The 20,167-nt window shown below is 70.6% G+C and carries 17 protein-coding genes and 1 pseudogene; 13 read left to right on the top strand and 5 right to left on the bottom strand.

Going from position 1 to position 20,167, the window contains the following annotated elements; genetic code table 11:
• The first annotated feature begins 395 nt into the window (after positions 1-395).
• The 7 genes and pseudogenes from ACF07S_RS28080 to ACF07S_RS28050 all read left to right on the top strand — a co-directional run.
• Positions 396-1,346, top strand: a complete 951-nt coding sequence (locus tag ACF07S_RS28080) for a glutathione S-transferase C-terminal domain-containing protein (protein WP_391966354.1) — start codon at positions 396-398, stop codon at positions 1,344-1,346.
• Positions 1,347-1,643: 297 nt separating this feature from the next.
• Positions 1,644-2,846, top strand: a complete 1,203-nt coding sequence (locus tag ACF07S_RS28075) for an LLM class flavin-dependent oxidoreductase (RefSeq protein WP_391966353.1) — start codon at positions 1,644-1,646, stop codon at positions 2,844-2,846.
• 21 nt (positions 2,847-2,867) lie between these two features.
• Positions 2,868-4,310 carry an NtaA/DmoA family FMN-dependent monooxygenase gene (locus ACF07S_RS28070; protein ID WP_391975461.1) on the top strand — a complete coding sequence of 481 codons (1,443 nt, stop codon included), beginning with the start codon at positions 2,868-2,870 and terminating at the stop codon, positions 4,308-4,310.
• Positions 4,307-5,404, top strand: coding sequence for an LLM class flavin-dependent oxidoreductase (locus ACF07S_RS28065; RefSeq protein ID WP_391975460.1), 1,098 nt, complete (start codon positions 4,307-4,309; stop codon positions 5,402-5,404). Before ACF07S_RS28070 ends, ACF07S_RS28065 begins: the two co-directional genes overlap by 4 nt.
• 16 nt (positions 5,405-5,420) lie before the next feature.
• The gene (locus ACF07S_RS28060; protein ID WP_391975459.1) at positions 5,421-6,548 is read left to right on the top strand and encodes an LLM class flavin-dependent oxidoreductase; all 1,128 of its coding nucleotides are present in this window, start codon (positions 5,421-5,423) and stop codon (positions 6,546-6,548) included.
• Between the two features lie 280 nt (positions 6,549-6,828).
• Complete coding sequence (locus ACF07S_RS28055) at positions 6,829-7,611, top strand: TSUP family transporter (protein WP_391975458.1); 783 nt, start codon at positions 6,829-6,831, stop codon at positions 7,609-7,611.
• A gap of 90 nt (positions 7,612-7,701) precedes the next feature.
• Positions 7,702-7,831 (top strand): annotated as a pseudogene (locus ACF07S_RS28050) (S-(hydroxymethyl)mycothiol dehydrogenase); the annotation flags it as partial.
• A 272-nt stretch (positions 7,832-8,103) separates the two neighbouring features.
• Here the strand turns inward: ACF07S_RS28050 and ACF07S_RS28045 are convergent.
• Both ACF07S_RS28045 and ACF07S_RS28040 read right to left on the bottom strand, forming a co-directional pair.
• On the bottom strand, positions 8,104-8,388 hold the full coding sequence (locus ACF07S_RS28045; RefSeq protein WP_391975457.1) for a hypothetical protein: 285 nt from the start codon (positions 8,386-8,388) through the stop codon (positions 8,104-8,106).
• Positions 8,389-8,414: 26 nt separating this feature from the next.
• Entirely contained in the window at positions 8,415-10,247 is a 1,833-nt protein-coding gene (locus tag ACF07S_RS28040) for an AMP-binding protein (protein WP_391975456.1), read from the bottom strand.
• Positions 10,248-10,464: 217 nt separating this feature from the next.
• On the opposite strand from ACF07S_RS28040, the gene ACF07S_RS28035 reads away from it, so the two are divergent.
• Both ACF07S_RS28035 and ACF07S_RS28030 read left to right on the top strand, forming a co-directional pair.
• A complete protein-coding gene (locus ACF07S_RS28035) occupies positions 10,465-11,307 on the top strand; it encodes an alpha/beta fold hydrolase (RefSeq protein WP_391966346.1) in 843 nt (280 codons plus the stop codon).
• 13 nt (positions 11,308-11,320) lie between these two features.
• Positions 11,321-12,568, top strand: a complete 1,248-nt coding sequence (locus tag ACF07S_RS28030) for a hypothetical protein (RefSeq protein ID WP_391966345.1) — start codon at positions 11,321-11,323, stop codon at positions 12,566-12,568.
• Positions 12,569-12,738: 170 nt separating this feature from the next.
• Here the strand turns inward: ACF07S_RS28030 and ACF07S_RS28025 are convergent, their stop codons facing one another.
• Positions 12,739-12,903, bottom strand: a complete 165-nt coding sequence (locus ACF07S_RS28025) for a hypothetical protein (protein ID WP_391975455.1) — start codon at positions 12,901-12,903, stop codon at positions 12,739-12,741.
• 395 nt (positions 12,904-13,298) lie between these two features.
• Here ACF07S_RS28025 and ACF07S_RS28020 point away from each other — a divergent pair, with 395 nt between their 5' ends.
• Positions 13,299-13,826 (top strand): hypothetical protein, encoded by a 528-nt coding sequence (locus ACF07S_RS28020; protein WP_391975454.1) that lies wholly within the window; start codon positions 13,299-13,301, stop codon positions 13,824-13,826.
• Positions 13,827-13,947: 121 nt separating this feature from the next.
• Positions 13,948-15,078 (top strand): LuxR C-terminal-related transcriptional regulator, encoded by a 1,131-nt coding sequence (locus ACF07S_RS28015; protein WP_391975453.1) that lies wholly within the window; start codon positions 13,948-13,950, stop codon positions 15,076-15,078.
• Positions 15,079-15,746: 668 nt separating this feature from the next.
• On the opposite strand, the gene ACF07S_RS28010 is transcribed toward ACF07S_RS28015, so the two are convergent.
• Together ACF07S_RS28010 and ACF07S_RS28005 are read right to left on the bottom strand one after the other, a co-directional pair.
• Positions 15,747-16,430 (bottom strand): class F sortase, encoded by a 684-nt coding sequence (locus tag ACF07S_RS28010; protein ID WP_391975452.1) that lies wholly within the window; start codon positions 16,428-16,430, stop codon positions 15,747-15,749.
• Between the two features lie 5 nt (positions 16,431-16,435).
• Complete coding sequence (locus tag ACF07S_RS28005) at positions 16,436-17,290, bottom strand: DUF4397 domain-containing protein (RefSeq protein WP_391975451.1); 855 nt, start codon at positions 17,288-17,290, stop codon at positions 16,436-16,438.
• Between the two features lie 1,168 nt (positions 17,291-18,458).
• Here ACF07S_RS28005 and ACF07S_RS28000 point away from each other — a divergent pair.
• Both ACF07S_RS28000 and ACF07S_RS27995 read left to right on the top strand, forming a co-directional pair.
• Entirely contained in the window at positions 18,459-18,653 is a 195-nt protein-coding gene (locus tag ACF07S_RS28000) for a hypothetical protein (RefSeq protein WP_391975450.1), read from the top strand.
• Between the two features lie 515 nt (positions 18,654-19,168).
• Positions 19,169-20,167: a dihydroxyacetone kinase subunit DhaK gene (locus tag ACF07S_RS27995; protein WP_391975509.1), complete on the top strand. Its 999-nt coding sequence runs from the start codon at positions 19,169-19,171 to the stop codon at positions 20,165-20,167.

Raw genomic sequence — 20,167 nt, 5'->3', positions numbered from 1 at the left:
CCCTCCTGCGGGACGGACCGGGCGGCGTAGCACTCTCTTCCATCATGTGAGACGCCGGGCGATACACGGTAAGGCCCTCTTGACGTGGCACGAAGACCGCCTGACACTCCGAAGCAGAGATTCCTAGTGAACTGGTAGGAAATTATGGAGCGTCTGCAGCCGCCCGCCGACCGCGCCGGACGGCCGCCTCTCCTGCTGACCTCCCGCCGTCACATCGATCTCCTGCGTGTCTGCAGCGCGGCGAGCCCTCTGCGCTGACACCGGCGGTGCCCATCGGCACCGCATCCCCGCCGGGTACGGGTACGCGCCGACGCCGCCGCGCGCCCCTCACCCCACGTGCGGCGCCCACCGCACCTCTGAGAACCAGAAGTCGGAACCCGGACCCAGGGAGAGACATGCCCGCCGCACCCCTGCCCACCGTGCCGTCCCTCCCCTCTTCGCCGTCGTTCCGGGGAAGGATCGGCTGTGACGCGAGCAGTGGCTATTACGCCGTGGCGCGCCGCTACCGCCTCCACCTCTCGCTGTCCTGTCCCCACTGTCTGCGGATCGCCATCACCCATGGCCTGCTCGGCCTGGCAGACATCCTCCCGGTGGCACTGCTGCCGGCCGTGCCCGACGGCCCCGACGGCGGTCACTCCGCTCTGCACCCGTTGTACGAGGCCAGTTCGCACCGGCATCCCGGACCGGCCGCCGCACCGGTGCTGAGCGACGACTGGACGGGGCGGATCGTCAGCACGGACACGCCGGGCATCCTCAGGGATCTGGCCAGGCACTTCGGTGGTGACGGCTCCGACTGGCCCGCCCTCTACCCACACGGCGCGGAGGAGGAGATCGAAGCCGTCGGACGCCTTTGCGAGTACCGCATCGACGAAGCCGCACAGCACGCCGGGCAGGCCGGCGCCGACGCCACGACACGGCGGACCGCCCTCAGTTCCCTGCTCGGCGTTCTGAACTCGCTGGAGTGGCGACTCACCCACCAGGAATTCATCCTGGGTGACGAAATGACCGCCGCCGACGTGCGGTTGTGGGTGACCCTGGTGCAACTCGACACCGTGCACCGTCTGCACCTGGACGCCGCCGCGGTCCACCACATCGCCGACCATCCGCGCCTATGGGCCTACGCACGGCGACTGGCCGCCCACCCCGCCTTCGGCACCCACCTCGACCTGGACGGGATCGCCCGCCGCCACCATGCCCACTGCCAAGGGCTGGAGGCCGCAGGGGCGGCGGTGCAGATCCTGGACTGGTCCGTACACATCGTGGACGGGGCCGCCGCCCAGCCCGCCCAGCGGTGTCCGGACGGTTTCATGGAACCGCAATACGCCCTCCACCTTCGTCCGTCCTGATCCGCCTAACCTGCGACGACATGGGCCCTGCCCTACCGGAGCACGGCAGGGCCCGTGCGGAGCAGGACGAGCGGCCGGAGGAGCGGAGGTGACGGTGCTGCCCCCTGTTTCCCGCGTTCTCGTCCCAGCTGTCGGGGTTCGCGCCGCGCGTGGCTGCGTCCGCCTGTACTCCCGGCCCCGCATTGACCCGCAACGGGTGGCCGGCGCTCTCTGTTGTTCCTGACCTGTTCCTCGCCGCTGGGCCCTCCCTATGAGGGCCGGTGATCACATACGGTCGACCAGGAAGGCCCCCTTCTCGTGTCCGCACCTCCCCCTCTTCACCTTGCTGTGGCGCTGGACGGCACAGGCTGGCACCCGGCTGCCTGGCGCGAGCCGGGAGCCCGGCCCAACGCCCTGTTCACCGCCGGCTACTGGGTCGGCCTCGTGGCCGAGGCCGAACGCGGCCTGCTCGACTTCGTAACGTTCGAGGACTCTCTCGGACTGCAGTCCTCGCACCTCACGGAGCCGGACGAGCGCACCGACCAGGTGCGGGGCCGGCTGGACGCGGTACTCCTCGCCGCCCGGGTCGCACCGCTGACGCGGCACATCGGGTTGGTGCCGACTGTGGTCGCCACCCACACCGAGCCGTTCCACATCTCCAAGGCGATCGCCACCCTGGACTACGTCAGCGCCGGTCGCGCGGGCCTGCGCGTCCAGGTGTCGGCACGGCAGAACGAGGCCGCGCACTTCGGCCGTCGTACCTTCCCACGTCTCCGCTCCGACGACCGGGGCACCCCGGACGGCCGCAAACTGATCGCCGAGCTCTTCGAGGAGGCCGCCGACCACATCGAGGTGGTGCGCCGCCTGTGGGACAGCTGGGAGGACGACGCGGAGATCCGCGATGTCGCCACCGGGCGGTTCATCGACCGCGACAAGCTGCACTACATCAACTTCGAGGGCAGGCACTTCAGCGTCAAGGGACCCTCGATCACCCCTCGGCCGCCGCAGGGACAGCCCATCGTCAGCGCGCTCGCGCACCAGAGCGTGTCGTATCGGCTGGTGGGCCTCTCGGCCGACATCGGTTACGTCACCCCGCACGACACCGGCCGGGCCCGCGCCGTCATCGGCGAAATCCGTGCCGCCCAGGCTGAGGCGGGGCGGGCGGAGGAGCCACTGCACATCTTCGCTGACCTGGTCGTGTTCCTGGACGACGCCCCCTCGGCGGCGGAGGACCGCAAGGCCCGTCTCGACGACCTCGCGGGCCACACGTACACGAGCGACGCTGAAGTGTTCACGGGTACACCCGGGCAACTGGCCGATCTCCTGCTGGAGTGGCGCCGGGCCGGCCTCAGCGGCTTCCGGCTGCGTCCCGGAGTGATCGGTCACGACCTGGAGCAGGTCACACGGGGCCTGGTGCCCGAACTCCAGCGCCGAGGTGCCTTCCGGCACAGCTACGAGGCGGACACCCTGCGCGGGCTGCTCGGCCTTGCCCGCCCCGCAAACCGCTACGCCGCTGCCTGAAGCCGGAGGAGTCCTACGACCATGAGCAAGCCGACCACCGGCACGCCGGCCCCGAGCAAGGCGACCACGAGCAAGGCGACCACGGGCAAGCCCCTGAAGCAGATCCATCTCGCGGCCCATTTCCCCGGCGTCAACAACACCACCGTGTGGAGCGACCCGCAGGCGGGCAGCCACATCGAGTTCAGCTCGTTCGCGCACTTCGCACGGACCGCCGAACGAGCCAAATTCGACTTCCTGTTCCTCGCCGAAGGGCTGCGGCTGCGCGAACAGGGCGGCCGAATCCATGACTTGGACGTGGTGGGACGGCCCGACACCTTCACCGTCCTGTCCGCGCTCGCCGCCGTCACCGAACATCTCGGCCTGACCGGCACCATCAACTCCACCTTCAACGAGCCCTACGAGGTGGCCCGCCAGTTCGCCGGCCTGGACCACCTCTCCGGCGGACGGGCCGCCTGGAACGTCGTCACCTCCTGGGACGCCTTCACCGGCGAGAACTTCCGGCGCGGCGGCTTCCTCCCGCAGGAGCAGCGCTATTCCAGGGCCAAGGAGTTCCTGTCCACCGCCACTGAGCTGTTCGACTCCTGGCACGGCGACGAAATCGTCGCCGATCAGGAGTCCGGTATCTTCCTGAAGGACGCGCAGGCCGGGGCTTTCGTCCACCAAGGACAGCACTTCGACATCGCTGGTCGGTTCAACGTCCCGCGCAGCCCGCAGGGCCGCCCGGTGATCTTCCAGGCCGGTGACTCCGACGAGGGGCGCGAATTCGCCGCCTCCAGCGCCGACGCCATCTTCAGCCGGCACAGCACCCTGGAGGCGGGCCGGGACTTCTACGCCGACGTCAAGGGACGCCTGACCCGCCACGGCCGAAGCCACGACCAGCTGCTCATCCTCCCCGCGGCGACCTTCGTACTCGGCGACACCGACGCCGAGGCGCAGGAGCTGGCGCATGGGATACGACGCCAACAGGTCAGCGGCCGGACCGCGATCAAGTACCTCGAACACGTCTGGAACCGGGACCTCTCCGCCTACGACCCGGACGGCCGGCTCCCCGACATCGACCCGGACCCCGGCGAGAACACCATCGCCCGCGGCCGAGCCAGCGTCCGGATGTTCCGCGACCCGCTCGCCGTCGCCAGACAATGGCGCGAGCGCGCCGCAGCGGAGAACCTGTCGATCCGCGAGCTGGTCATCGAGACCACCGGACGCCAGTCGTTCGTCGGCTCCCCGGCCACCGTCGCCGAGACCATCAACGCCTTCGTCCAGGCGGACGCAGCAGACGGCTTCATCCTGGTCCCGCACATCACCCCCGGCGGCCTGGACGAGTTCGCCGACACCGTCGTCCCGCTGCTCCAGGAACGCGGTGTGTTCCGCCACGACTACACAGGCACCACGCTCCGCGACCACCTCGGCCTGGCACACCCCGACGCACGCGCGGAGCCGGAGACCCGGCGGGCCGCGTCGTGAAGTTCCTGGCCGTCACCCTCATCGTGCACGCCCCGGATCCGGCGACCGGCGTCCAGAAGTCCACCAACGAGCGCTTCCGCGAGGTGATCGACAACGCGCTGCTGGCCGAGGAACTCGGATTCGACGGCTTCGGCGTCGGCGAACGCCACGAGTGGCCGTTCATCTCCTCCTCACCACCGGTCGTGCTGAGCCACATCGCTGCGCTCACCTCCCGGATCCGGCTGTTCACCGCCGTCACCACCCTCAGCCTGCTCGACCCGGTACGCGCGTACGAGGACTACGCGACCCTGGACCACCTGTCGGCGGGCCGTCTCGACCTGATCATCGGCAAGGGCAACGGCACCGCCCAGCGAGAGCTGTTCCACGTCACACCCGAGGACCAGTGGGACCGCAACGCCGAGAGCTACGAGCTGTTCCGCCGGATCTGGCGGCAGGACAAGGTGAGCGCCTCCCCGCGCTTCCGCCCCGAGCCGGCAGACGCCGAGGTGTGGCCGAGGCCGCTCCAGCAGCCCATCCGGGTCTGGCACGGCAGCGCGACGAGCCAGGAGTCGGTCGATCTCGCTGCCCGCTACGGAGATCCGCTCTTCTCGGCCAACGTCACCCACCCGATCGAGCCGTACGCCGATCTCATCCGCTACTACCGGGAGCGATGGAAGCACTACGGCAACGACCCGGGTCGGGCCGTCGTCGGCGCGGGGACGGCCGGCTACTACGCGGCCCGTACCTCGCAGGAAGCGGTCGCCGCATACCGGCCGGTGTTCGAGGGCTATCTCGCCTTCCGGAAACGCCTGGGTGCCGAGCCGGTGTTCGCCACCCTGGAGGACTTCGTCGAACGCAGCTCGGCGCTGATCGGCAGCCCGCAGCAAGTGATCGACAAAGTGCACCGCTACCACGAGCAGTTCGGGCACAGCGTGCTCCACCTGCACGCCGACGCGGGCGGGCTCACCCACGCCCAGCACCGTGCCTCGCTCGAACTCTTCCAGTCCGACATCGCCCCCGTTCTGCGACGCGACATCCCCGACCCGCCGTTCCCCTGGGCTCCGGCCATCGCCGGGCCCGTGTCCGCATCCGCACCCGCGCCCACCGACCGCTGAGGAGCAACACCCGACCATGTCCGGCATCCCTCTTGGAGTCCTCGACCTCGTCCCGATCTCGTCCGGCTCCACCGCCGCAGAGGCGCTGCGCAACACCATCGACCTCGCCCAGCAGACCGAGCGTCTCGGCTACACGCGCTACTGGTTCGCCGAGCACCACCTCAACCCGGGCGTGGCCGGGACCTCTCCCGCCGTCGTGCTGGCCCTGACCGCCTCCGCGACCTCCACGATCAGGATCGGATCCGGGGCCGTACAGCTCGGTCACCGCACCGCCCTGTCCACCGTCGAGGAGTTCGGGCTGATCGACGCCCTGCACCCCGGGCGACTCGACCTGGGCCTCGGCCGCTCGGGCGGACGTCCCTCCGGACGGACGGCAGGACCCCGGCCGGCCACGCCCCCCGTCGCCGACGGGCGCGCCCCCAACGGTCTGAAGATCCCACCACGGTTTTCCCCTGAACACCTGATCGGTTCGCCGCGTTTCCTGCTCCAGCAGCGACTGTTGCACCAGCCGGGCGCGCGCCCCCAGGACTACGGCGAGCAGATCGACGACATACTTGCGCTCCTGCGCGGCGACTACCGCTCCCCGGACGGGATCGAAGCGCACGCCGTCCCCGGCGAGGGCGCCGAGGTGCAGGTATGGATCCTCGGCAGCAGCGGCGGACAAAGTGCCGACGTCGCGGGCCGCAACGGCCTGCGCTTCGCGGCCAATTACCACGTCAGCCCGGCCACCGTACTGGAGGCGGCCGAGGGCTACCGCGCCGCGTTCCAGCCGTCCGGCCACCTCGACAAGCCTTACGTCAGCGTCTCCGCCGACGTCGTCGTCGCCGAGCACGACGAAACCGCCCGCGAACTGGCCACCGGCTACGGCCTGTGGGTCCGCAGCATCCGCACCGCCGAGGGCGCCATCCCCTTCCCGACCTCGGTCCAGGCCCGCGCCCACGCCTGGACCGAAGCGGATCAGGCCCTGGTCGCCGACCGCGTCGACACCCAGTTCGTCGGCTCTCCGGAGCGCGTCGCCGACCAGCTCGAACAACTGCAGGAGGCCACCGGCGCCGACGAGCTGATCATCACCACCCTCACCCACGACCACGCCGACCGGGTGCGCTCCTACCAACTCCTCGCAGAGGAGTGGCACCGCCGATGAGCCGGTCGTGGCCCGGTTCCTGACGTTGTGCGGCAGCCACGTCCGCGGCCTGCCCGACCGTCCCAGCGGGCTCGCCTGGTCTTGCCGGCCCCGGTCCACGGCACCTTTCCGACGGGCCGCCGACACCGTCGAGGGGCTGACGTACAGGAAGCGGATCAACTGCGCCTCCTGCCAGCACCACCGCGTCACCCCGCTCCCGCTCGGTAGCGGCAAACCCTCTGACGAGGCGTCGGCGCGGGGTGGCGATACTGGGCGGACGTTCGAATGACCGGGAGTTGAAATGGCAGGCTCGGTGGAACTGTATGGGCTGGCCGTCGGCCTGATGATCGCCGTGGTGACCGCGCCCGTGGGGGTCTCGGGAGCGGTGTTCCTGCTGCCCGTGCAGCTGAGCGTGTTCGGCGTACCCGGTCCGGCGGTCACCCCCACCAACCTGTTGTACAACGTGGTGGCCGGGCCCGGTGCCCTGCTGCGCTACCGCCGAGCGGGCCTGCTGAACAGTCCGCTGACCCGCCGCCTGGTGATCGGCGCCCTGCCCGGCGTGGTCATCGGAGCGGTGGTGCGGGTCTTTGCCGTAACCGGCTCCACCGTCTTCCGCCTACTCGTCGCCGGATTGCTGATGCCGCTGGGTCTGTGGCTGATCGCCCGCACCCTCCGGCCCGCCCCGGCCGCCTCGGCGGCGGAGCCCTCCCCTCGCACCATCACCGGCCTGGCCCTGGCCGTCGGCATCGTCGGCGGGGTCTACGGAATCGGCGGCGGTTCCATCCTCGGCCCCCTCCTGGCCGGCCGGGGCATGCCCGTGAGCCAGGTCGCTCCGGCAGCCCTCGCCTCCACCTTCGCCACCTCTGCGGCCGGGGCCGCGACCTTCGCATTGCTGTCCCTGACCGGCTCCGGGGGCATCGCCCCCGACTGGCACCTCGGGCTGGCCTGCGGCCTGGGCGGGCTGATCGGCGGATACCTTGGGGCGTACCTGCAGCCCCGACTGCCCGAGACCGCCCTGCGCCTGCTGCTGGGCGTCCTTGCTGCGTCCTTCGGGGCCCTCTACGCCGTTCAGTCACTGCGATGACCAACGAGTCCCGGCTTCGAATTCCGCAGAAAGGAGCGGGTGTGTCAGTTTTGGACACTCCCTGACCCGGCCCGACCGGCCAGTCCGGTCGCGCTGGCCGGCGCCCGGCTGGCGGGTGCCGCGAAGATCGTCGCGGCTGACATCGACGACCGCGAGCTCGCCACCGCCGAGTCCCTGGGCGCCACACACCGGCAACTCGCGGGAACGGGACCTGGTGGAGGGTGGTACGCGAGCTGCTGAGGCTGAACTCGTGGTGTCGTAGGGGCTGACGGGTCGTCGCCTGTGCGGTACCACCGGGGCATGCGGTATCCACAAGGGGACGGGCCGACCACCGAACGGCAGCAGTTTCGCGAGGGGGTACGGCTCCAGGCGGCCGAGCGGTTCGTCCGGGGCGAGGCGAGTTCGGTGACCGCCAAGGACCCGCGGGTCGGTGTCCGGTCGGTGCGGCGGTGGCGGCAGGCGTGGAAGGAGACATGCGATGCAGTTGATCTGTCAAGCGGCGACGGTGAGTTGTGGGGTGGGCGTGGCAGGGAACGCGGTGAGGTCCTCGACGCTGGTGCGGGCGGCATCGAGCTGTCTGAGCAGGGCGATGGCCTGGCGTCCCACAGCCTGCTCGACCTGTGAGGGCCGGCGCATGTGCGGGATGCGCAGGGCGTCTCGCAGTCGTTCGACTCCTGCCTCGATGCCGCGCTGGCGGCCGGCCTTCTTCAGCAGTGAGCGCAACGGGACGCGGGTGAACTCGGCTGCCTGATCGGGAGCGGCGGCCGCGGCCAGCACGGCGCGGGCGATGCCGCTGCTGTTCCCTAGCCCTTGGTGTCCAGCCGGGTCACGATGTCCTGGCGCAGCCGTACCTTGTCCGTCTTGCCGACCGCGGTCAGGGGGAGTGCCGGCACCTCGACGAGCCGTTCGGGCAGTTTGAACCGGGCCAGTCCGCTGTCCTCCAGATATCGGCGGAGCTCCGGCAGGGACGGTGCCCCCTCGTTACCGCCCACGACGTACAGGCACACGGCCTCACCCAGTACACGATGGGGCATCGCGACGGCCGCGGCGGCCCGCACCCCGGGGTGCGCCAGTACCAACGCCTCCAGTTCGTCCGCCGGGATCTTCTCTCCTCCGCGGTTGATCACGTCCTTGACGCGTCCGGCGACCACGAGGTTCCCGGACTCGTGGCGACGGACGAGGTCGCCGGTGCGGTAGAAGCCGTCGGGGGTGAATGACGCGGCTGCCGCGCCACCGTGGTACTCCGTGATGACACCCGGCCCTCTGACCAGGAGTTCGCCCACCTCACCGCCGGCGACGGGCCGGCCCTCGCCGTCCACCACGAGGATCTCGTCACCGGGCGAGGAGGGGCGTCCCTGCGTGGTGAACGCCACCTCGGGCGGATCGTCGAGCCGGGTGAAGTTCAGCAGTCCCTCGCTCATGCCGTACACCTGCTGGATTCGGCAGCCGAAGGAACGACTCAGCCGGGCGGCCGTGGATTCGTCCAGGCGCGCCCCGCCGACCTGCAGGACCTGCAGGCTCGACAGGTCAGGACCGCTGGAAGCGGTGCGGGTGAGGAGCCACTGCCGCGCGAGCGCGGGGGTGAGCGCGCAGTGTGTGACGCGTTCCCGCTCGATCAGCGCCATGGCGGCGGCCGCATCGTTCGGATCGGAGAGGACGACCTTTCCGCCGCAGGCGAGCGTGCCCAGCACCCCTGGAGAGGCGAGGGCGAAACCGTGCGTCACCGGCAGGACGGCGAGGAACACGGATTCGGGGGTCAGTCCCGAGACCGCTGCCGCGCAGCGGATCACGTGACCCAGCGCCTCATGGGTCCGGGCGATGGCTTTGGGAGCGCCCGTGGTTCCGCTCGACAGCAGGAAGAGTGCGGTGTCCGAGGGGTGCCGGTCCCGATGGGCGGGAGCCGTCTCACCGGCCTCGATGAGACGGTCGATGTCCACGTGGCCGATGGCCCGGTCGCCGGCACCCGAGACGAGCAGGGTGCGTACCGACGGGTGCCGTTCGCGGAGCTTCTCGGCGAGCCGCAGATGGTCGAAGCGCTGATGTCGGGCCGGTACGGCCAGCGCGGTCGGCGCCAACGCGGCGATCACCGCCTCGAGTTCGTGCTCGCGCAGGGCGGGAAGGGCGAGAGCCGGGCGCGCACCGAGCCTGATCAACGCGAGTGCGAGAAGGATGATCCGGGCCTGGTTGGGCAGTTGCACGAGGACGGTGTCGCCGGGCCGGATGCCCGTGCGCACCAGCCGGGCGGCGCAGCCGGAGACCGCCGCGTCGAGCTCGGCCCTGGTGAAGGTGCGCTCGGCGTCGACCACTGCCACGCGGTGAGACGCGTGCGCCCGGGCGTTCAGCACGGTGTCGTCCAGGAACTCCGGACGCCACCAGCCGCGGTCCCGGTATTCTCCGCCGGCCCCCGCGACGGGCTGGCGGTCGCCGATGGCGTCGGCGAGTTGCCGCACGGTGAGATCGTGTTCTGTCCAGAGATCGACGCGGGTGTTGAAGCGCTCGGCCAGGTCCAGCTGGATCTGCGTGAGGTCGACGGAATCGAGTCCGAGGTGCGCACGCAACTGCGCGTCCTGGCGCAGCAGCACTTCCTCGATTCCCAGGTCACGGAGGATCTTCCGCACTTCTTCGATGCCCGTCAACCGGGCCTCCTTGCCTGAGGACACATGGTGGGAACGGGACCAATGTGACCGGTATGCCCAGCGCGCCTCGCCATGAGACCGGCGCACGGGAGCAGTGGGAAGCGCCTGCGATCACAGTGCGCCCGCGAAGTCGGCAGCCCCGCTCCCGCGCGCCCTGCACCGTCCGTGTTCTCCGTGCGACGCTGTGACATCACGCCGGTTGAGCCCCTGGAGTGTGATGAACCCCTTGAACAGCGGGACGCTCGCGGTACCGGGCGCGAAGATCTATTTCGAGGTACGGGGTGAAGGGCCTTTCCTGCTCCTCATCGGGGGAGGAAACTCCGATGCGGCGGTGTTCAAACGCTTGGCCGCCGTCCTGGCCGGGAGTCACCGCGTCGTCACCTACGATCCGCGCGGGAACTCACGCAGCGTGCTCGACGGCCCCCCGGTGGACCAGAGGGTCGAGGAGCACGCCGACGACGCGTACCGCCTGATCGGGCACCTCGCCGACCCGGACGAGCCCGTGTACGTCTTCGGGAGCTGCTCGGGCGGGCTCATCGCGCTGGAACTCACCATCCGCCACCCGGGCAAAGTCCGGCTGGTCGTCGCCCACGAGCCGCCTGTTCTGAGCATCCTTCCGGACGCCGAGCGGCACCTGGCACTTCTCGACGACATCTGCGAGACGTATCTCCGTGAAGGAATGGCGCCGGCCCTCACCAAACTGCAGGCCCTCCACGGCGGCCGGCCCGCGCCTGCCCTCCCCGAAGTGCACAACAACACCGACTTCTTCCTGACCCACTTCGTCCGGCCGTTCACGCGCTTCGTACCCGACCTCGCCGCACTGCGGGACGTGGCGGACAAAGTGGTGTGGGCCGGTGGCCTTGCCTCACGCGGGGACCTCGTGCACCGCCCGACGCTCGTCCTCGCCGGCCGGCTCGGCCGCGATGTGGAACTGTTCCCCGGCGGGCACGTCGGCTACGCGAGGTATCCCGCCGACTTCGCCGGACGGCTCGTCGAGGTGCTCACCCCCGCGGCCGAGGCGGCGGACGCTCGGCGGGGAACCACCGGCGGGACGCAGTGAGGTGCGGATCGTGATGGGGGCGCAGAACTGCGGCTTCGGTCCGGTCTCCGAACTCGTCGCGGTCTCCCGGCCGTTCCATGAGCACGAGCGGGTGTTCGTCGGGGACGGCGTCGCCGCTGTCTTCGCCCGGCGCAACCCCGATGCCTTCGACGCCACGTATGACACCAGCGGGCTGTCGGAGAACGCCAGGTCCGCACTGATCGACGACCTGCTGCGAGGCAGTGATCACGTGGTTTCGGTCATGGACGCCGAGTTGGTGCTCCGGTCCGTCGTGGCGCGGCGGCCCGTGACCATGGTGGACAGCCTGTTCAGTTTCTGGCAGCTCACGCGACCGTTGACCGAGATCCGCGACTTGTGCACGGCCATGCCACGTTCCCGCTTCGCGGCCGCCGACCAGCACCTGTCAGGCATCTCACCGCACGAGCGGGTCGTCGCGGCTCACCTGCTCGCCACACACAGTGTCGTTCAGAACTTCCCCGGCGTCACCGAGCGCGCATCCGGGTTCGCCGCCCTGGGCGAGGGGCCCGAGATACATCTGACCGGCTCGATCGTCGACGTCGAAGGCCTGCGGGACGTCGTGCGCACCGCCGAGTCGGAACACGACCTGTTGATCAACATCGGCGGGTTCAAGAACTTCCTCCTGGACTTCGACGTCAACAACGACTACGTACGCCTGCTCCACCGGTGGATTCCGGACCTGCTGCGCGACTGGCCCCGGTTCCGTCACGTACTCGTCTGCGGCGGTCCGTTCGGTGAGGGCCGGGAACGGACCATCCGGGCCGCGGGCGGCCGGGCCGACTGCCGTCTCCTGCGCCAGCGTGAACTGCTCCAGGCGGCGGCGACCACTGCGGACTACCTGTTGGCTCCCGGGCTCACGGCACTCCACGAATCGATCGCCCTGGGGCGGCTGCCCCTGGCGATCCACGAGCAGCACTACGCCCATGTCTTCACCATGCGCGCACTGGACGGCACGTTGTTCGGCCGCTCCGGGGGCCGGTTCACAGACGTGGTTCCGTGTCACCCGCTGCCTGAGGACGACTTCGCCGGGACCGCCGCCCTGGTCGAGCTGGCCGGCCGTATCCGGGAGGACCGGGAGCTCTACGCGAAGTACCGGCGGACATTCAACGAACGCATCGAGCAGTACCTCACGCTCACCCCACCGCAACGACGACGCGGTGTCGAAGAGCTCGGGAATCTGCTGAACGGCACCCCGATCCACTCGGTGATGACCGAGATCCTGGGCACGCCGCGCGCTACGTAATGTGGAGAAGATCCAGCACCAGGGCCCCGGCACCCTTCGACCAGCCCCCGCATGTGTGGGCCGCCATCACCCTCATGACCAGGCGCCTCGCGCGCAAAGGCGCTGTCCCCGGCCGGCCGGGGAAACCGGCGCCGGCTGATGCCCGAACCTTCGGTGCTCCGAATTCCCGGTCACCGGCACAGCGGGTTGCGGTGTCCTCGGAAGCCGTCGCCCCAACCGGACATGGTCGCGGGGCCGGCCCACGCCGCCACCGCCCTGTGACCGACGGCGGTGAACGCAGGTTGGGGCACGCGGGCGGCAAGGCCCGCGGGAAAGCGCATCTCGATCTTGATCACGGGCATCCGGAGCCTGCTCCTGCTCAGGGAGGTTCGATACCCGTGACCGCCCCTGTCGCCCACAGGGGACCCGATGTGATGCCCACGTGGTTTGTCGTCGTGGCCGTGGTGCCGGCTGTGATCGGCATCGTCCTGGCCCGCCGGCGGGGGCGCTGACGGCGGGTCCGGAGCTGACGGGCCGCCGGCGGCGGCCCCCGTCGGCCATGGGTCGACACGATGCCCTTCGTCCGATACGGGCCGGACCGCTCGGACTGCTGCCGAGCGGTCGGGACGCCGACGGTGAGACCCCCCAGCTGTCTGGGATGGGATACGCCGGCCGGCCGCGGCACTCTTTACCCGGTCGACGGCGGTGAGCCGCCTTCGGCGCGTTCGGTGACGACAACGAGGGGAAAGAGATGTCCATACGAAGAAAGGCCACGGGGATGCTGGCCGCAGCCACAGCCGCCGCCGGCCTGACGGTGGCGGGAGTTCCGGCCGCTGTTGCGGCCCCGTCCGCGGGGGGTAACGCGATCACGGCCTCCGTGTGGCGGAACATCGCTCTGACCGGCACCTACACGATCCGCGACGACGAGGGCATCCTCACCGCCGGTACGTACTGCAACGGCAACGTCGCCTCCGAGGGCTGGGTGAACGAGGTCCGCACGCCGTCGGTGTGGTGGGAGACCACGTGCGGGGGCGAGATCCGTGTGGAGAAGCACGTGTCGGCGGAGACGGACGCCACCGGCGGAGTCATGATCCATGTGACCCTGCGGTTCTACGAGGGCACGAACGACACCAACACCGACCTCGACGCCGCGTACGACTTCAACCGCTACGTCCCCGCGGGACAGACCTCGACGGTCAGCGAGATCACGCTCCGCAACGGGGAGAACGGCGGCAAGGACTGGGCGAAGCTCAACCTCGTCCTGCACAACAACCGCTGACCCGGATCAAGACGTCGATCACACGTCTCGGACAGCGACGGTTCCCGGGCACGGTAAGCGGAGGCACAGCTACCTGCGCAAACCGGGCTCGGGAACCGTTGTACACGCTTAGCCTCGGACCATGAGGCGCTACGGGGGAGTAACACGGGTCGGCGAGATCGGGAACTCGGCAGCGCGGGCGGCGCAGTCCGCGCGGAGTGTCGAGGAGTTCTTCGAGGCGGTGAAACGGGTCGTACGGCCCGTGCTGCGGTTCGACGTATGCGCCTGTGTGACCGTGGAACCGCAGACGTTGATGAACACCGGCGGTGACTACCGAGACGGTCTGCCGGCCGCCATGATGCCGCGCATGCTCGACATCGAGTACCGCGAGGGGGATGCCAACGACCTGTCGGATCTGGCGGCCAGACCGACGCCGGTGGGCCTGCTCAGCCGGGAGACGAGCGGGAACCTCGACCTCAGTCCCCGGTACCGCGACATCATGCGGCCCCTGGGTTTCCGCGACGAGTTACGTGTGCTGCTGCGGGACCGCCACGGAACGTGGGGCGCCCTGGTCATGGGCCGCGCAGACGACGCGCCCCCGTTCGGCTCCCCGGAGCTGGCTGTGGCGGCGTCGCTGGTCCAGCCGCTGGGGAACGCACTGCGCCGGCTGCACCTGGCGCGGCTCGCCGAGGAGAGCGCCTCGGGGGCGGCGCCGGGACTGGTGCTGCTGGACGGCGACCACCAGGTGGTCCATGCGACGCCCACCGTGGCCATGTGGTTCGACGACCTGGCTCACACCGACGGCGTGCCACCCCATGACCACGGATTGCCTCCCGCCGTGTACGCGGTGGCAGCGGCGGTACGGGCCGCAGGGGCCGCGGCCTCCCACACCTCGTGGATGCACAGCCGCAGGCACGGCCGGGTACGGCTGCACGCCTGGCGCCTGGAGGAACCCACGGAGACCTCGGCCCGCACCGCCGTCGTTGTCGAACGGGCCGGTCCCGCCGAGCACATCGCGCTGATCGTCGCGGCGTACGGGCTGACCCCTCGTGAGAGGGACGTCACGGCCCTGGTACTGCGGGGGCAGTCCACAGCCGACATCGGCCGCAGTGCCGGCCTGTCACCGCACACGGTGCAGGACCACCTGAAGGCGGTGTTCGACAAGACGGGCGTCCGCAGCCGGCGGGATCTGGTCGCCACCCTCTTCGCTCGTCACTACCTGCCGGACACAACGCTGGCCGTATCCGCACCACAACGTCGTCCCCGGGACTGAGGAAGCAAGTCCTCGAACTCGGCGGCTCCGGCCCGTTCGTCGTCCTCGCCGACGCCGGCATCGCCCGGGCCGCCGCCGCTGCCGTCAGGATCCGCCACAACAACGTCGGCCTGCCCTGAGTCAACGCCAAGTGCTTCATCGTCGAAGAAGCGCTTGGCCGACGGGTTCGTGACGGCTTCCACCGACCCCGCGGCGGCACTGGGGGCCGGCGGTCCGGCCGACCCCGAACCAGCGGCCGGTCCCTTGGCCCGCGCCGGCCTCCGTGACCCCCTGCACGACCAGGCCGAGTCCGGCATCGCAGCCGGCGCCGCACCCAAGACCAGCGGCCGGGTCCCGGACGGCCGGGCTGCCCCTGTCCGCCCACCGTCCTCGACGGTATCCGCCCCGGCACGGCCGCCTCCGACGAAGAGACCTTCGAGCCCGCCGGCGTACGTGGCGGCCACCGTGACCCGGCCCGGTTGTGCTGCCCAGGGACGCCGGCGAACCTCCTTTGGCGATCACCGTGTTCGTCCCACCGCACTCGAACCGCCCAGCCACCTCCAGCCGTGGCCGTTGCCGCCCCTCCCCGCGTCCGGCGGTCAGCCCACCCCCTTGTGGATACCGCATCCCACGGTGATTCCACGCCGAGCGGGCCGCGATCGGCCCGTTACGACCTCACGAGTTCGAGTTCAATAGCCGCGATCTCGGGCAGGAACGGCGTACACCAGCAGGTTCCGCTGGTAGCCGCCGCGTTGGCGGTCGTACGGGGGCGCGCAGGTGACCAGGGTCAGGACCGGCCGTCCGTGGCGCCGGAACACCTCGTCGGGGAGCCTGTCCTTGTCGACCACTTCTCGAGCCGTCGCCTCGTACCGTACGGGGGGCGCGCCCTCGCGGGCGACGGTGACGTCGTCGCCCTTCCGGACTCCGTACAGCTTGGCGAAAGCGCCCAGCTCACCAGTGCGGTCGTCCACATGGCCGATGAGGACGGCGGATCCGGCGGGGGCACCCGGCGCGGGGCCGTAGCGGTACCAGCCGGCCTGCCCCGCGCTGTCGGGAACCTCCACCGTACCGTCGTCCCTGACGCCGATGTCCTGGACCTGGACCTCCAGGGAGATCCGTGGGACGCGCAGCACCGTCGGCTCGGGTATGGGGCCGGACGCGTTCTCCGCCCCGTTCGGTCCATTGTCGTGGACCCCGAACGACGGCTCGGCCGTGGGCTCCTGGGCCCTCGGCCGTTCGCCGAAGTCCGACGGCACCGGGGCTCCGGACGGCCACAGCGACCAGGCCAGCAGCGCCGCCAGAACGGCGGCAACGACCGCGGCGGCCCCGACAACCGCCGCGGAAGGCCGCCCACCCCTGGCGGGGGAACGCATGGCCGTCAATCGTTCCGGGTGTACCGGCGGCGGGCGGCCAGCAGACCGGCGACCGCGGCGGCGCCCGCAGCGCCCCAGGCGAGCCAGATCCTGGCGGACTCGTTGTCGGCGGCCATGGCGCCGCTCTCGCCTGCGTCCACACCGCGCGGCGCGGAGTCCATGCCACTGATCGTCTGCGTCTTCAGCGCGAGGTTCTCGTCCTCGGCGCTGCCCCAGGCGTAGACGACCGTGTTGGCGCCCTCGGCGAGGTCGAGATCGGCGGGGCCGAGGGCCACGGTGTCGGTCCCGGCCAGGACGACATCGGCGCTGACCGTGCCGGTGGGCACCTCGAGCGACTTCTCGTCCGGGTTGGTCAGGCCCTCGACGACCGGCTCGCCGCCCGCGCGGACGTCCACGGCGGGTGCCGCCGCCAGGTGACGGACTGTCAGCCGTGACTGTCCGGCCGGGACCTTGGAGGTGTCGTTGACGAACGCGGTGAGCGTGGGGTCGCCCTGCGCGTCGAGGTGGGCGGCGAGCGTGGCGTTCGCCCCGGCCGGGACATCGACGCTCTTCTGGATGGCGGGATCGCCGTCGGGGCCTTGGCCGTCGGCGAAGACCTCGATGTCGTAGGTGCCCGGGGCCAGGGACTGGGGCTCGGTCAGGGTGCCGGGCCTGAAGTCGGGAAGCAGTTCGTTCCCGTCGGCATACACGTCGACGGTGAGGCCCGGAACGCCGTGGAAGACGGACACGGACGCGTTGCCGTTCCCCTGCGCCGCACCATCCGCGGAGGCGGAGGCGGAGGCGGAGGCGGGGACGGCCGCGGCGAGGGACAGTACGCACACACTGGCGGTGGCGATCTTCCTGCTGCGCGAGTTTGTCATCGGAACTCCCTTCGTGGGGGACCCCGGTCACACGTGGGGCCCGGCTTCCGGATGAGCGGCTTTTCGAATGCGCCACGCGACGAGTTCTCCGGTCGGAGGCCCAGCCTGCACCTCACCGGCGTCCGGCGGCCGCCGTGCTGCCGCGCGCTGCCGAGGCCGGTGCTGTGAGGAGCGGTGTCACGTGTGCTGTCGGAAGTGGAGGCGGGCCGGTCCGGGAGGGCCCATGAAAGGGGCTCAACACTTCGGTCCCGGTCACCGCGAGGTGATGCAGGCGCTCTTCATTGAGCGGGCTGCTCTTCATGACACCTCACCATTATGATATTAGACATGGCCTTTCACCACTTATGTCCTGTACATTCCAACCGGGAGCGGCGCGCCGACCGGGCCAGCCGCCGCAGCGGCTGGCCCGGTCGCGTCGTCAGGCTGACGGACAGGACGATCGGCTGGGGCCGTCCTCTGAATCCTCGGCTGTCGGCAGGGGCCTCGTAGCGCCGTCGTACAAGGGGTACCGGTTGCCGTCAAAGATCACCGCCCGCCGCGTCCGGATCCGTCACCGCTTCACACTGAGCTCGCGCGAGATCGAGGAGCTGATGCCTGCCCGGGCGTGGTCGTCTCGTACGCGATCATCCGGCGGTGGTGCGCAAGGTCCGGTCCGGCCTGTGCCCGCGAGGCGGCGCCGTCGACCGGGAGCCGGGGACGAGTGGCGCCGGGACGAGGTCTTCATCAGGTCGACGGCGAGCGCCGGTGCCCGTGGCGGGCTGCCGTCCAGGACGGCAACGTCCCAGGCATCCTCGTCCGGAGCAGGCGCGACGCGCCGGCTGCGAAACGGTCCCTCCGCATGCTGCCGAAGGAGCAGCGCCCGGTGCCGCGATCAGCTGACCACCCGCTTCACCGTCTGGAATGCGATCGCCAGCCCGCCCACCGCGGCCTGAGAACGGCCTCGGTGGGCCCCGGCCCCGGCCCGGTATATCCTGACACACCCTGCGCTCAGCCAAGTTGACAACGCCCGCATCACCCTTCTTCGGCAAACCGGGCGGCACGCCCCCGGGACGCGCCCCCTTGTGAGGGCGGTCCGAAGGCACAGGCACAGCACTTTCATCCCCGCATGCCGTCGCCGCGTCGGACCGGGGCACTCGTCAACGGATCGCCTGCCACGAAAGGGGAACCGGTGGTCCTGGTCGCGTGTCTGCTCCTGCTGGTCATGACAGCACTGCTGTACACCACGAGCCGCATCGAGGAATGGCTCACCCGCACCGCACAACCGCCCCGCCACGCCCGCCGCCGGCACCTGCGCCTGATCCCCGGTGGCAGGCGAGGACACAGCACGCTCCCCACGCACGACCGCCGGCTTGACGCGGCCTGACCACGGCCCCGGCCACCGCTGCGGCCACTCCCCGCCCCCTGCCGCATGTCCCGGGCGCGCATCCCACCGGTGACGCCGGTCGTCCCTCCGAGGCACCAAGGGTGTCGTCGTCCCGCCGTCGACGACGTCCACGGCTTTGCCGCCAGGGCCGAAGACGACCTGTGCGCGCATTCGGCCCAGCACACCACGACCGGAACGATTCACCGGCCGGGCCAAGCGGGCTGGGAGGACCGTCGTCACGCTGACCAGCTCCGCCCGGTCCTCCTCGAGCGACCTCAGCCCCCGACCTCTGGTCGCGGGGACAGGATCTCGCCTCCAGCCTCGAGACGTCGGCCGGCGGCACCGCTCACCTGACCTCCGTCGACGCGCTGATCCGGACCCTCATTGCTGCGTCCGAGGTCACCTGTTCACCGTGTGAGTTGCTCCCCGACGGCGAGGGCCACAGCATGGAACAACCGATTCCGGCGGAAAGCGGCTGGCCGAGCCCCTTGCGGCCCTCGACGACGGAGGACCCGATGGCCTCGTACTTCGAGAACGACAGCGACACCTTGGTGTCCGACGCGTTGCAGGGCTTCGCCCTGGCCCACGCCGACCTGCTCACCCTGGACCCCGACCACGGCTTTCTCCTCGCCCGCGACACCGCTCCCGTCCGGCGGGTCGCCTTGCTCTCCGGCGGCGGCGCGGGGCACGAGCCGATGCACGCCGGATACGTCGGCCGGGGCATGCTCGACGCCGCCTGCCCGGGCCGGATCTTCGCCTCCCCGCACAACCGCCAGATCTACGAGGCGTCCCTTGCGGCGGCCCGGCCCGCGGGCGTCCTGCACATCGTCAAGAACTACACCGGCGACCGCATCAACTTCGGCATCGCAGCCGAACGCCTCGCCCACCGCGGCGTCCGCTGTGCCAGCGTCCTGGTCGACGACGACCTCGCCTCCGACTCCGACGAGATTTCCTCCGGACGCCGAGGGACCGGCGGCACCGTCCTCATCGAAAAGATCCTCGGCGCCGCGGCCGACACCGGCGCCGGCCTCGACGACCTCCAGCGGCTCGGCAACCGCCTCGCCGCCCGCTGCCGCACTCTCGCCGTCGCCTCCGGCGCCCACACCTCTCCCGTTCTGGGCGAACCCGCCTTCCACCTCGGGCCGGACGAGATCGAGTACGGCGTCGGCATCCACGGGGAACGCGCCCGGCACACCGCTGAGAAAAGCTCTCTCGGCCCCCTCGTGGAGCGCATGACCAGCGAACTCCTCACCGCACTCGCCCCCGAGCCGGGCTGCGCCCTTGTCGTCCTGGTCAACGGTCTCGGCGCCGTCACACCCCTGGAGCTGTACGCAGTCCACGGCGAACTCGTACGGGTCCTCGATGCCCGAGGCCTCAGCGTCTCCCGCTGCCTCGTCGGCGACTACGCGACCGCCCTCGACATGCGCGGCTTCTCGCTCACCCTGCTCGTCGCGGACCCTTCGGACCTGCCTCACTACGACGCACCCGTCCACACCGCCGCCCTGCGCTGGTGA

It is taken from the genome of Streptomyces sp. NPDC016640 (assembly GCF_043076215.1).
GTDB lineage: Bacteria > Actinomycetota > Actinomycetes > Streptomycetales > Streptomycetaceae > Streptomyces.
This window is presented reverse-complemented; position numbering and strand designations above follow the sequence as displayed.

Excerpts from the sequence above, each read along its gene's own strand:
- ACF07S_RS28080 (WP_391966354.1), top strand. The coding sequence starts at position 396 with ATGCCCGCCGCACCCCTGCCCACCGTGCCGTCCCTCCCCTCTTCGCCG.
- ACF07S_RS28070 (WP_391975461.1), top strand. The coding sequence starts at position 2,868 with ATGAGCAAGCCGACCACCGGCACGCCGGCCCCGAGCAAGGCGACCACG.
- ACF07S_RS28060 (WP_391975459.1), top strand. The coding sequence starts at position 5,421 with ATGTCCGGCATCCCTCTTGGAGTCCTCGACCTCGTCCCGATCTCGTCC.
- ACF07S_RS28055 (WP_391975458.1), top strand. The coding sequence starts at position 6,829 with ATGGCAGGCTCGGTGGAACTGTATGGGCTGGCCGTCGGCCTGATGATC.
- ACF07S_RS28035 (WP_391966346.1), top strand. The coding sequence starts at position 10,465 with ATGAACCCCTTGAACAGCGGGACGCTCGCGGTACCGGGCGCGAAGATC.
- ACF07S_RS28030 (WP_391966345.1), top strand. The coding sequence starts at position 11,321 with ATGGGGGCGCAGAACTGCGGCTTCGGTCCGGTCTCCGAACTCGTCGCG.
- ACF07S_RS28020 (WP_391975454.1), top strand. The coding sequence starts at position 13,299 with ATGTCCATACGAAGAAAGGCCACGGGGATGCTGGCCGCAGCCACAGCC.
- ACF07S_RS28015 (WP_391975453.1), top strand. The coding sequence starts at position 13,948 with ATGAGGCGCTACGGGGGAGTAACACGGGTCGGCGAGATCGGGAACTCG.
- ACF07S_RS28010 (WP_391975452.1), bottom strand. The coding sequence starts at position 16,430 with ATGCGTTCCCCCGCCAGGGGTGGGCGGCCTTCCGCGGCGGTTGTCGGG.
- ACF07S_RS28005 (WP_391975451.1), bottom strand. The coding sequence starts at position 17,290 with ATGACAAACTCGCGCAGCAGGAAGATCGCCACCGCCAGTGTGTGCGTA.
- ACF07S_RS27995 (WP_391975509.1), top strand. The coding sequence starts at position 19,169 with ATGGCCTCGTACTTCGAGAACGACAGCGACACCTTGGTGTCCGACGCG.